Origin of the sequence: Evansella sp. AB-P1, from assembly GCF_029688925.1 — a bacterium.
GTDB lineage: Bacteria > Bacillota > Bacilli > Bacillales > Salisediminibacteriaceae > Evansella.
Map to the genome: position 1 here is coordinate 1 of NZ_JARUKY010000037.1, position 13,200 is coordinate 13,200.

Genomic DNA, 13,200 nt, shown 5'->3' on the forward strand with positions numbered 1-13,200 from the left:
CTTCTCTGGAGCTGATTTAGAAAATTTATTAAATGAAGCAGCATTAGTATCAGCTCGTGCTAATAAGACGAAAATAGATATGGAAGCTGTTGAGGAAGCGATAGATCGAACCATTGCTGGGCCTTCCAAAAAGAGCCGTGTAATTTCTGAAAAAGAGAAAAACATTGTTGCTCACCATGAAGCGGGACATACTGTTGTTGGGGTGAAGTTAGAAAGTGCTGACTTAGTCCATAAAGTAACGATTGTTCCTCGTGGTCAAGCTGGTGGTTATGCAATGATGCTTCCGAAAGAAGATCGCTATTTTATGACAAAACCAGAGCTTCTTGATAAAATTGTTGGTTTATTAGGTGGCCGTGTTGCCGAAGAAATCATCTTCGGTGAAGTTAGTACAGGAGCTCATAATGATTTCCAACGTGCTACTGGTATCGCACGAAAAATGGTCATGGAATTTGGTATGAGTGATAAGCTAGGTCCAGTCCAATTCGGAAACACGCAAGGGGAAGTATTCCTCGGTCGTGATATAAATAATGAACAGAACTATAGTGATGCAATCGCACATGAGATCGATCTTGAAGTGCAAAGAATCCTAAAAGAATCCTATGAACGTTGTAGACAAATTCTTGAAGATAACAAAGATAGCTTAATCTTAGTAGCAGAAACGTTACTTGTCCATGAAACGTTAGATGCACAACAAATTAATTCGTTAATTGAGGAAGGAAAACTTCCTGACGATCATCATATGACAAGAAAAATGAATGGTGAATCCACCTCTGATGACGTAAAGGTTAACATCAAAGGGAAAGAATCAAACGAAAATACAGATGATTTATCAACAACAGATGAAAAAGATACTATCGACGGAAAAACATGGGAAGAACGTAATGCAGATTACAAACAAAATAAAGATGAATAAAGAGAAAGGGTGTCTATTTATAGACACCCTTTTTTAGAAGGAATTGATTATTCACTACACTCTCTCGCAGGAAAAAACTTTAACACAATGTGATAGGAGCTAGATACTATGATTTTAGTATTAGATGTAGGAAATACAAATATATCTTTAGGTGTTTATGATAAAGAAGAGTTAAAGTATTTTTGGCGAATTGGTACAGATACTTCTAAAACGGAAGACCAATATGGTATGTTAATCAAAGAATTTTTTAAAGATAAAGAACTAAGTTTTACTAACATAAAAGGTGTTATCATATCCTCTGTCGTACCACCTATTATGTATGCATTAGAGTTAATGTGTCATAAATATTTTGGACTTTCACCGATGGTTATTGGTCCAGGTATTAAAACCGGATTAAACATAAAATATGATAATCCAAAAGAGGTAGGTGCAGATAGAATAGTAAACGCAGTTGCAGGAATTCATTTGTACGGCGGTCCGTTAATTATTGTAGACTTCGGAACAGCCACTACATATTGTTATATAAATGAGAGAAACGACTATATGGGTGGAGCAATAGCACCTGGTATAAGAGTTTCAACAGAAGCCCTTTATAATAGAGCTTCTAAGCTACCGAGGATAGAAATTTCAAAACCAAATAATATTATTGGTAAAAATACTGTAAATGCTATGCAGTCTGGAATCTTATACGGTTATGTAGGACAAGTAGAGGGAATCGTAAAACGTATGAAAGAGCAAATTAAATTAAATCCTAAAGTAATAGCTACAGGAGGATTAGCAGATCTTATTAGTAATGAGTCAGATATTATAGATGTTGTAAATCCCTTTCTAACTTTAAAGGGACTGCAGCTCATCTACAATAGAAACGTAGGTTAAAGAACAATAGCAATATTTTTTTATGTGAGGAGAGATTAATTTGAACGATTATTTAATAAAGGCGTTAGCATATGATGGAACGGTACGTGCATATGGAATACGATCCACTAAGATGGTTCAAGAGGCTGCCAGACGTCATGATACATGGCGTACAGTAACTGCAGCTTTAGGTAGGGCCTTATCTGCAGGGACGATGATGGGAACAATGTTAAAAGGAAACGAAAAAATAACGATAAAAATTGAAGGGGACGGCCCAGCTAGTCCAATTATTATAGATGCAAATGCAAAGGGAGAGGCTAGAGGGTATGTTTCTAATCCTCATGTCGACCCAGAAAGAAAAGCGTCTGGAAAATTAAATGTTTCAGCTGCTGTGGGAGAAACAGGATCCCTCTCTGTTGTGAAGGATTTAGGGATGAAGGAAAATTTTACAGGAAGTGTCCCTCTCATATCAGGTGAATTAGCAGAGGATTTCACCTACTATTTTGCATCATCTGAACAAACACCTTCGTCAGTTGCATTAGGAGTTATAATTGATAATGAAGATAATGTAGAAAAAGTAATGGCTGCTGGAGGCTTCATCATTCAAATGATGCCGGGCGTAAAGGATGAGACCATTGACGAAATTGAAAATCAATTAAAAACGATTCCCCCTATTTCTAAACTTATTCAAGACGGGTTGTCACCAGAAGAAATATTATTTAAATTATTGGGAAAAGACAATGTACGAATATTAGATAAGATTGATGTTAACTTCAAATGCAGGTGTTCTAAAGAAAGAATTAGCCAATCTATATCCGGTTTAGGAAAAGAAGAAATAATGATGATGATTGAAGAAGATGGTGGAGCCGAGACACAATGCAATTTTTGTAATGAAAAATATATTTTTTCGAAAGAAGATTTAGAAGAAATTTTAGCAACTATAAACTAATGGGAAATAGACATTGACTGGTGTTATCCCTTTTGCTATAGTAAAAACAATTAAAAACCAACATACTTACTCGGTTTTCCGAAGAGGAGGAAGAGGAATGGTAAAGGTAGTAGATTCAATAACAGAATTAATAGGAGAAACACCTTTAGTAAAACTTCAAAGAATAGTAAATGAAGATTATGCTGATATATATTTAAAGCTAGAGTATATGAACCCAGGCAGCAGTGTAAAGGATAGGATTGCCCTTGCCATGATAGAGGATGCTGAAAAAACCGGCTTATTAAAAAATGGAGATACAATTATTGAACCTACTAGTGGTAATACTGGTATTGGCTTAGCAATGGTTGCAGCAGCAAAAGGGTATCGTACATTATTGGTAATGCCGGAAACGATGAGCTTAGAACGGCGAAATCTTTTACGAGCATATGGTGCAGAGCTTGTACTTACTCCTGGACCTGAAGGTATGGGGGGAGCCATTCGTAAAGCAAACGAATTGCAGAAGCAGAATGGTTATTTTATGCCACAGCAATTTGAGAATGAAGCTAATCCTACCATACATCGCGAAACAACTGGAAAAGAGTTATTAGAACAGGTAGGAGATCAATTAGATGCTTTTATTTCTGGAATTGGAACGGGAGGAACCATAACAGGAGCTGGAAAATTATTAAAAGACAAATTTCCTAATCTACATGTTGTGGCAGTAGAACCGAAAGATTCTCCTATTTTATCGGGAGGAAAGCCAGGACCACATAAGATACAAGGAATTGGAGCAGGATTTGTTCCAGACATACTAGATACAGATATCTATGATGAAGTAATGACAGTTTCTACGGATCAAGCCTTCGAGTATGCACGACGTGCAGCGAGGGAGGAAGGTATTTTAGGCGGAATTTCTTCTGGCGCTGCAATATATAGTGCTATTGAGGTTGCGAAACGTTTAGGTAAAGGTAAAAAGGTTGTTGCTATCATACCAAGTAATGGGGAACGTTATTTAAGTACTCCTCTCTATCAATTTGATGAGGTATAAAGTGAATGAGTTTGGATATACACTATCCAGACTCTTTTTAATACCTTTAACCTCCCTTTAAAAATAGACAGTACTATTTTAATCATTATTATTATTTATTAAAAGGTAGATTAATTGCTCCAGTAATTCGAGGGAAGTATAATGATTAGTAAATTGAAAAGCATGTGAAATGTTAGGTGGGGTATCTCCATGATTAAAACAACAAAAAAAATAGCTATCGGACAGGAACTACCTTTGAAAAAGGTTACGGCTGATTGGTTTGACACATATACAGAACTAGTAAAAGAAAGTAATTATCATGTTTTATTAGAGAGTGGTAGAGGTGGGCGCTATTCCTTTATCGGTTTATCACCATGGGCAATATTAAAGGGGAAGGGTAAAGAGTTATCTATTGAAACAAAAGATGGTATTGAAAGGCTTCAAGGACCTCTTTTACCTTCCCTTAGAAGTTGGTTAAAAGGGAATGAAGTTGAGAAAAATGATCAACTACCTGATTTTCAATGTGGAATAATTGGACAATTTAGCTATGATCTAATTCGGGAAATAGAAAAAATACCTTCCTTATCAAAAGATGACTTAAATACGTATGATTTATTTTTTTTAGCTTTTGATGATATTACAGTGATAGATCATCAAAAGGAAACGATATGGTTTATTACCGCTATTGAACAAGGGAAAGAAAAGGAAGGATATATACATTTAAAAGAGTTAGAACAAAAATGGGAAAAGGGTAATAGAGAGAATTCAAACTGGTATTTTCACAAGGGAAAAGTGGAACGTAATAATCTTACACCTTCTGAAAGATCTTTTACTGAAGAAGGATTTATGAATGCAGTTAAAAAGACGCAGGAATATATCTCAGCAGGGGATGTTTTTCAAGTGAACTTGTCTGTGAGGGAATCTAGTCCTCTTCATAGTCATCCGTTACATGTTTATTCTTGCTTAAGAAAAATAAACCCATCTCCATATATGGGCTACTTTCATACACCTGAAGTACAATATGTAAGTGCATCTCCAGAGCTACTAGTAAAAGTTAAGGGTGATGAAGTGAGCACACGTCCTATTGCTGGTACAAGATCTAGGGGGAAGGACGAAAAGGAAGATCAAGAGTTAGCAAATACATTGATTAATAACGAAAAAGAAAGAGCAGAGCACGTGATGCTTGTTGACCTTGAAAGGAATGACCTTGGAAGAGTTTGTGAATATGGCTCTGTAGAAGTAAATGAGCTAATGGTTATTGAGAAATACTCCCACGTCATGCACATTGTTTCGAATGTGAGGGGGAAAAAATCAGAAAAGTATGATACATTAGATGTTATAGCTGCAACGTTTCCAGGTGGAACAATAACAGGAGCCCCTAAAATAAGAACGATGGAAATTATAGAAGAATTAGAAGCTGTTCGACGAGGTGTTTATACAGGATCAATGGGTTGGATTGGATTTGATGGTGATATGGAATTAAACATTACAATCCGTACGATGATAGCATTGGATGGTATAGCACACGTACAGGCAGGTGCAGGAATCGTTATTGATTCTGACCCTAAAGCAGAATTTAAGGAATCGTTGAAAAAGGCAAAAGCGTTATGGAAAGCAAAAGAGATGAGTGAAGAAGAGATTAGTAAAAATGTGAGTATGAGCTGAGGAGGAATAAAAAATGATATTAATGATTGATAACTATGATTCGTTTACGTATAATCTTGTCCAATATTTAGGTGAAATGGGGCAGGAACTAATTGTTAAACGAAATGATCAAATTACAATTGAAGAAATTGAGGAGTTAAATCCTAAGTATATAATGGTTTCACCAGGACCTTGTACTCCAAATGAAGCTGGAATTAGTCTTAAAGTTATTGAACATTTTGCTGGAAAAATACCAATATTCGGTGTTTGCCTAGGGCATCAATCAATAGCACAGGTTTTCGGTGGTGACGTAGTTAGAGCAGAAAGATTAATGCATGGAAAAACCTCAGAAATGTACCATGACGGAAAATCTGTATTTAAAAATATTCCAAATCCCTTTACTGCCACAAGGTATCACTCCTTAATTGTAAAGAGAGAAACCCTTCCAGAATCCTTTGAGATTTCTGCAGAAACGAATGAAGGGGAAATAATGGCGATACGTCACAAAACTTTACCAGTGGAAGGTGTTCAATTTCATCCGGAATCTATTATGACAGGAGAAGGAAAGGTTTTATTAAGAAACTTTTTAGAACGATACAAGGAGTTTGAAAAGCAATGTATCTCTACTTAAATGGTTCCATCGTTGATAGTTCAAAGGCAGCAATCTCTCCCTTTGATCACGGCTTTTTATATGGATTAGGTCTGTTCGAAACGTTCCGAACCTATAATGGTCATCCGTTCTTATTGGATGACCATTTTCATCGTCTAAATGAAAGTGCAAAGGAAATGGGAATAAATCTTCCTAACTATGAACGTGTAGAAGTGCTAAAGACTATCGAAATGCTTTTAGAAAAAAATAATCTCAAAGATGGTTACTTTCGTTGGAATGCATCTGCTGGAGAAAGAGAAATAGGGTTATCCTCAAAAGAGTACATGTCACCTACTATTATCGTCTACGTTAAGCCTCTACCTAAAATAATAGGTCATGAAAAAACAGGTAAGTTTTTAACTTTGCAACGGAACACCCCAGAAGGAGAATATCGTTTAAAATCTCACCACTTTCTAAATAATATATTAGGAAAGCGTGAAATAGGAGATGATCCTTCGATTGAGGGGATATTTCTTTCGGAGAAAGGCATGGTGTGTGAGGGAGTTGTTTCTAATATATTTTGGTGGAAAAATGATGCCCTCTATACTCCTGCTATATCTAGTGGTGCATTAAATGGAATAACGCGACAATTTATTATTTCACTAGCTAAAAAAATGAATATACAAGTTTATGAAGGGTTATATTCTCCTGATCATTTATTGCATGCAAACGAGGTATTTATATCTAACTCTATTCAAGAAATAGTTCCCATAAAGAAGATTGGTGAATGTTTCTTCAAAGGAAAACAAGGTGAATTTTTTACGAAACTTAAAGAAGAATTTGATACCTATGCTCAAAGTTTATGGAGTAGAAGAGACTTATCTTAAAAAGCAAGGAGGCAAAGGCGTTGTCCGTGCAGCCAGGATGGCAGGATTACGCCGTTGCCCACAGGACGTGGGCTGACCTTAAGCGTAATTGATTCGCCTGAAACGTATGAACCTCCTGATGAGTATTTTCATCCTCCATGGTGCAAATCTTCACTTGTATAGGAGGTCTACCCTGAAAATAGTCTGGTTCAGAAGTGAAGGATGACGACTCCAGCGACGAGCATATGCTTCACGAATAAGCTTCGAGTTGTCTCGACGCATATAACAACAGAGCAACACTTGCAGAGGCCGAGACAGGCCCATGTACTTTAGCAGTATACAAAATATATAGTGTGGAGGCTGAAGCATTGCCCGTGCAGCCAGGATGGCAGGATTACGCCGTTGCCCACAGGACGTGGGCTGACCTTAGGCGTAATTGATTCACCAGTAACGGATGAACCACCATGATGAGTATTTTCATTCCCCATGGTGCAAATTCATACTTGCATGGATGGTCTACCCTATAAATAAGTATTGGTTCAGTAGAGACAGGGCGATGATAACTTATATATTCCTACAAGATCTGAGAAAAGTTAGGTAATAGTAGGTTTCCATAAATAAGGAGTGTTTTAAATTGACGAATAACAATCTAAAAACTATATGCTGGGATGCATACACAATTGATTTCTCAAAGAAAACATATGTTATGGGAATACTTAATGTAACACCTGATTCCTTTTCCGATGGTGGTCAGTTTGAAGAGTCAAATACAGCTGTTCATCATGCCATAAAAATGGTGGGAGATGGTGCAGATATTATTGATGTGGGAGGGGAATCAACCCGTCCTGGAGCACAAAAAGTCGAAGCGGAGGAAGAGCTAAGACGTGTGATAGATCCTATAAAGGCTGTTCGGGAGGCTGTAAATGTTCCTATTTCTATAGATACGTATAAAGGAAAAGTGGCTGAACTTGCAATTAAAGCTGGAGCAAACATTATTAATGATGTGTGGGGGGCGAAATGGGATCCTAATATGGCTTCCGTTGCAGCACATTATGATGTACCTATAATCTTAATGCATAATCGGACGAAACCTTCTTATAACAATTTAATGGATGATATTATTGTTGATTTAAAACAAAGTATCGAAATTTGTATCAATGCAGGCGTAAAAGAAGAGAAGATTATTTTAGATCCCGGTATTGGATTTGGAAAAACCTTTGAACAAAATGTTTTGGTAATGCGCAATTTAGAAAAAATTACAGAATTAGGTTATCCAGTTTTATTAGGGACTTCTCGAAAGTCATTAATAGCAAAAGCATTAGAGCTTCCTGTGGACGAAAGGATGGAAGGTACAGGGGCAACGGTTTGCTTAGGAATTAATAAAGGTACAAGCATTGTACGAGTTCATGATGTACTTGAGATGAGTAGAATGGTTAAAATGATGGATATTATGATTGGAAAAAGAGCTATACCTTTAACATAGTCTTTCCATAGAAGGAGTGGGTAGGAAATGGATAAAATTTATGTAAATAGTATGGAGTTTTATGCCTATCATGGAGTATTTCCAGAGGAAAACAAACTGGGTCAACGTTTTTATGTTGATGTTGTTTTAGAGTTGGACACTCGACCTGCTGGATTGACGGATGATTTACAAAAGACAGTTAATTATGGACAGGTATACGAGGTAACAAAAGGGATTATGGAAGGTAGTCCAGTCAATCTTGTTGAGACATTAACTGAACGTATTGCATCGGACATTTTGTTGTCGTTTTCCATTGTTCAAGTTGTTCATGTTAAAGTAACTAAACCAAACCCACCTATTCCAGGACATTATGATGCGGTTGCAGTTGAAATAAGAAGGGAAAGAATAAATTGAATAAAAGCTCGTGTGGGTTACCGAATGTTGTGTACTTATCACTTGGATCAAATGAAGAGGATAGGGAAGCTCATTTGCAATATGCCATGAATAAATTAAATGAGAGTAAACATATTGATATAGTAAATGTATCCTCTGTATATGAAACAGACCCAATTGGGTATGCGGAGCAACCTTCGTTTTTAAATATGGTTATTAAAATAAATACAGATTTATTAGCGGAACAATTGCTAAAATTAACGCAAAAAATAGAATTAGATGGAGGGCGAAGGAGAGGGATTCGTTGGGGTCCGAGAACAATAGATCTTGACATTTTACTCTTCAACGATGAAAATATAAAGTTGGAACATTTAGTTGTTCCACATCCACGGATGTTTGAACGTGCTTTTGTCATTATTCCTTTTAAAGAAATTGAAGCAAACTATGTATTTAACAATGGAAAATCCATTGATTATTATATTAGACAATTATCGGATAAAGAAGGTGTCTATAAATGGAAGAGCTCATCTGGGGAAGACGCATCCGGGCGTTCCGAAAGCTAAAAGGTTTTACACAAGAAGAATTTGCAAAACAAATACAAATATCTGTTTCTGTTCTAGGAGAGATCGAACGTGGTAACCGGATACCTTCAGAAGATATCTTAGAGAATGTTGTAGATACTCTTAATATTTCACTAGATGAGTTAAAATCAATAAAATAAGTTAGAGGTGAGCATCATGTTAAAGATTGGCAACATAACAATGAAAAACCAGGTTGTTCTTGCTCCGATGGCAGGCGTTTGTAATCCTGCCTTTCGTTTAATAGCTAAAGAATTTGGAACAGGGTTAGTTTGTGCGGAAATGGTAAGTGACAAAGCCATCGTTCATAAAAATGAAAAGTCTTTAAAGATGCTCTTTGTAGATGAAAGAGAAAAACCATTAAGTCTTCAGATCTTCGGTGGAGATAAAAATACACTAGTGGAAGCTGCTAAAGTTGTTGATAAACAAACAAACGCAGATATCATTGATATAAATATGGGATGCCCTGTCCCAAAAATTACTAGCTGTGACGCAGGAGCTAGATGGTTATTAAATCCAGATAAAATTTATGAAATGGTTTCTTATGTTGTAGAAGCTGTAGATAAACCAGTTACTGTGAAGATGCGAATGGGGTGGGACGAAGACCATATTTTTGCAGTTGAAAATGCACAAGCGGTTGAACGTGCAGGTGGAAAAGCGGTTGCTGTTCATGGTCGTACTCGTGTACAAATGTACGAAGGAACAGCAAATTGGGATATTATTAAAGAGGTTAAAGAAGCAGTGAAAATACCTGTCATAGGTAATGGTGATGTGAAAACTCCTGAAGACGCAAAAAGGATGATAGACATGACTGGTGTTGATGGTGTAATGATTGGTCGTGCTGCACTTGGGAATCCATGGATGCTATATCGAACGATCCACTATTTAGAAACTGGTGAGAACAAACCAGAACCAGATCATAAGGAGAAAATGGATGTTTGTGTTCTTCATATGGATCGACTTGTAGATTTAAAGGGCGAGGAAGTGGCTGTTAGGGAAATGCGAAAGCACGCTGCTTGGTATATTAAGGGTATGAAAGGTGCGGCAAAACTTCGGGATGCTATTAACACCGTTACGAAGAGGGATGATATGGCTTCCGTACTTTATGAATTTGTAGATCAACAAGATAATCTAAGAGTAATGGAAGTGCAAGGGTCATAAACATTTGACAATGATTTGTATCTTACCTATAATACCTTCTGATGATAAAAAAACTGCCAGTTTATTACTGGCAGTTTTCTTGATTTTTTAAATATTGATTCTTAGGATTACGGTTATATAAAAACATTTATGTTAAAGTAATCATGAAAGACTTGAATTCTAAAGTACAAAAAGTAGATAATTGATAGAATAAGCTACTATATTTAAAGATTCATTACTTTTTTTGGTGAAACAAGTTTGATCTAACAATAATCTGTTAATGTTAGGTATGATAGTTTACATAATGGATACATTGATTTTTGAAAAATTTTCAAATAAATGAAGAGAATAAAATACAGGAGTTGGTAAGGTTGACTCAAGAATTAGAGTTAAATGATCAATTAAAAGTGAGACGAGAAAAATTAAAGGATATGCTTGACCTAGGGATCGATCCATTTGGAAAACGATTCGAACGTACACACTCTGCACAAGCACTAAAAGAGAAGTATGAAGAGGAAACAAAAGAAAGCTTGGATGAACAAGGAGTCTCTGTAACAATTGCAGGGAGAGTAATGACAAAGCGTGGGAAAGGTAAAGCAGGCTTTGCACATATTCAAGACCTATCTGGACAGATTCAAATATATGTTAGAAAAGACCAGGTAGGAGAAGAACAATATGATATTTTTAATCGCATTGACATTGGTGATCTAGTAGGTATTACTGGTTTAGTTTTCAAAACGCAGGTTGGTGAACTTTCTATAAAAGTAAAGGATTTTCAAATTTTAACAAAATCATTGCGACCATTACCTGACAAGTATCATGGTTTAAAGGATGTTGAACAACGTTATCGTCAACGTTATATTGATTTAATTGTTAATCCAGAGGTTCGTGAAACATTCGTTTTAAGAAGTAGAATACTTCAATCTATGCGTAGATATTTAGATAATAACGGTTATTTAGAAGTTGAAACTCCTATGATGCATTCTATAGCTGGAGGAGCATCAGCGCGCCCATTCATTACCCATCATAATGCATTAGATATGACCCTTTACATGCGAATTGCAATTGAGCTCCACTTAAAGCGTCTTATTGTTGGTGGACTTGAGAAGGTTTATGAAATTGGAAGGGTGTTCCGTAATGAAGGTGTTTCAACGCGACACAATCCAGAATTTACAATGATTGAACTGTATGAAGCATATGCGGATTATAATGATATTATGGCATTAACAGAAAATCTTGTAGCTCATATTGCTCAGGATGTATTGGGTAATACAACAGTGACTTATAATGAATATGAAGTTAATCTTGAACCGAAGTGGAAACGAGTTCATATGGTTGACGCTATTAAGGAGCATACTGGTGTTGACTTTTGGAATGAAATGTCTGATGAAGAAGCTCTTGAATTAGCAAAAAAACATAATGTGCCAGTAAAACCGACGATGAAGTATGGTCATATTGTGAATGAATTCTTTGAAACTTTTGTTGAAGAAAAGTTAATTCAACCTACCTTTATTTATGGACACCCAGTAGATATTTCTCCTTTAGCGAAAAAGAATGAAGAAGACCCGCGATTTACGGATCGATTTGAATTGTTTATTGTTGGTAGGGAACACGCAAATGCTTTTACTGAGTTAAATGATCCTATTGATCAACGTGAACGTTTTGAAGCTCAGCTTGTGGAACGGGAGCAAGGTGATGATGAAGCTCATATGATGGACGAAGACTTTGTAGAGTCCCTTGAATATGGTATGCCGCCAACAGGTGGTCTCGGCATAGGAATTGATCGTTTAGTAATGCTCTTAACAAATTCACAATCAATTCGTGATGTATTATTATTCCCTCAGATGAGACATAGGGAAGTAGATGAGACAAAGTAGAATACTTAAACACTATTGAATGAGACTTATATAAGATAAAAGTAATGACTTGAAACTGTATTTTTACATAACTTTGTGATTCGTGCCCATGGAATCTAAAGTTAAATACTATTCAGTCATTGCTTTTTTTATTATGGGTACTCTCGTATATTAAAGTTATTTTGTAGTGTAGGGAGCTGATTCTTGCGGAAAAGCCACAAAAGAGAAACTCCAATTTAATAAGTGGCTTGAGATGTTGCTCGCTGTGTAGAACGTAGAAAGTACCGTGAAAAGTGAATGGTTGTGGCATTTGTGAGGTTATTGAAAGTATTCGAATGTATGTGAAATGGTTCGGTGACAATCCTTCAAAGGGAAAATCCTTAAGGATGTGAAGTAGGGGGTAAAGTTTGAACTTGCCTCAAGGTGATATTACTTATCGGTTTAACAAAGTAAAGGGTGCTTTTCTTGCCAGATTATTTGCTTATTGCCTAATATATAGGAGTGTCATATTATATATGGTTCCAAATAGAGTGAAGGTGCCCCCTGAGGTGCAATTGGAACATCCTGTTGCAAAAATCAGTATAAAGTTATGAATTATTTGATAGTGGATTGTTTTCATTCTATTGACTTTATAACTAAATACTTTTAATTTACGTTTTTTAGGCTGAATTATATTAATATTTGTTTAATATTTGTGAGAAAAGGAATGTAGATTCAGGTAGGTTTTTATTACCATGTATAAAAAACATCTTTATTATTAATGCTTTTAAAAGGTTGGATGAAAATTTATAAAAAAAGTTTAAGAAAATGGTTGAATACAATTTAAGATGATGGTATATTTATTTTTGTCGCCAAAACAGGATGACAAAAACGTTTTAAAAAAGTTGTTGACAATTATTATGGTGAGATGATATATTATTTAAGTCGCCAAAAACGACAACGAAACGAT

The 13,200-nt window shown here is 35.9% G+C and carries 13 protein-coding genes; all 13 read left to right on the plus strand.

All coding sequences use genetic code 11. The features are described from left to right. Positions 1-913, plus strand: a 913-nt coding sequence (locus QA612_RS22275) for an ATP-dependent metallopeptidase FtsH/Yme1/Tma family protein (RefSeq protein ID WP_481804469.1), incomplete at its 5' end; no start/stop codon positions are given. A 108-nt stretch (positions 914-1,021) separates the two neighbouring features. Further along, positions 1,022-1,789, plus strand: a complete 768-nt coding sequence (locus tag QA612_RS22280; RefSeq protein WP_278286033.1) for a type III pantothenate kinase — start codon at positions 1,022-1,024, stop codon at positions 1,787-1,789. A gap of 40 nt (positions 1,790-1,829) precedes the next feature. Beyond that, the gene (gene hslO / locus QA612_RS22285) at positions 1,830-2,717 is read left to right on the plus strand and encodes an Hsp33 family molecular chaperone HslO (RefSeq protein WP_278286034.1); all 888 of its coding nucleotides are present in this window, start codon (positions 1,830-1,832) and stop codon (positions 2,715-2,717) included. Between the two features lie 97 nt (positions 2,718-2,814). Beyond that, positions 2,815-3,744, plus strand: a complete 930-nt coding sequence (gene cysK, locus QA612_RS22290) for a cysteine synthase A (protein ID WP_278286035.1) — start codon at positions 2,815-2,817, stop codon at positions 3,742-3,744. Between the two features lie 189 nt (positions 3,745-3,933). Continuing rightward, entirely contained in the window at positions 3,934-5,388 is a 1,455-nt protein-coding gene (locus QA612_RS22295; RefSeq protein WP_278286036.1) for an anthranilate synthase component I family protein, read from the plus strand. 13 nt (positions 5,389-5,401) lie between these two features. Beyond that, on the plus strand, positions 5,402-5,998 hold the full coding sequence (gene pabA / locus QA612_RS22300; RefSeq protein WP_278286037.1) for an aminodeoxychorismate/anthranilate synthase component II: 597 nt from the start codon (positions 5,402-5,404) through the stop codon (positions 5,996-5,998). Further along, positions 5,983-6,843, plus strand: coding sequence for an aminodeoxychorismate lyase (gene pabC / locus QA612_RS22305; protein WP_278286038.1), 861 nt, complete (start codon positions 5,983-5,985; stop codon positions 6,841-6,843). Before pabA ends, pabC begins: the two co-directional genes overlap by 16 nt. A gap of 685 nt (positions 6,844-7,528) precedes the next feature. Continuing rightward, positions 7,529-8,305, plus strand: a complete 777-nt coding sequence (folP, locus tag QA612_RS22310; protein ID WP_278286044.1) for a dihydropteroate synthase — start codon at positions 7,529-7,531, stop codon at positions 8,303-8,305. Positions 8,306-8,332: 27 nt separating this feature from the next. After that, a complete protein-coding gene (folB, locus tag QA612_RS22315) occupies positions 8,333-8,698 on the plus strand; it encodes a dihydroneopterin aldolase (protein WP_278286039.1) in 366 nt (121 codons plus the stop codon). After that, entirely contained in the window at positions 8,695-9,240 is a 546-nt protein-coding gene (folK, locus tag QA612_RS22320; RefSeq protein WP_278286040.1) for a 2-amino-4-hydroxy-6-hydroxymethyldihydropteridine diphosphokinase, read from the plus strand. Before folB ends, folK begins: the two co-directional genes overlap by 4 nt. After that, a complete protein-coding gene (locus tag QA612_RS22325) occupies positions 9,192-9,398 on the plus strand; it encodes a helix-turn-helix domain-containing protein (RefSeq protein WP_278286041.1) in 207 nt (68 codons plus the stop codon). The genes folK and QA612_RS22325 overlap by 49 nt, the downstream gene beginning before the upstream one ends. 16 nt (positions 9,399-9,414) lie before the next feature. Next, positions 9,415-10,416: a tRNA dihydrouridine synthase DusB gene (gene dusB, locus QA612_RS22330; protein ID WP_278286042.1), complete on the plus strand. Its 1,002-nt coding sequence runs from the start codon at positions 9,415-9,417 to the stop codon at positions 10,414-10,416. Between the two features lie 350 nt (positions 10,417-10,766). After that, positions 10,767-12,272, plus strand: coding sequence for a lysine--tRNA ligase (gene lysS / locus QA612_RS22335; protein ID WP_278286043.1), 1,506 nt, complete (start codon positions 10,767-10,769; stop codon positions 12,270-12,272). The last annotated feature ends 928 nt before the right edge of the window (positions 12,273-13,200 follow it).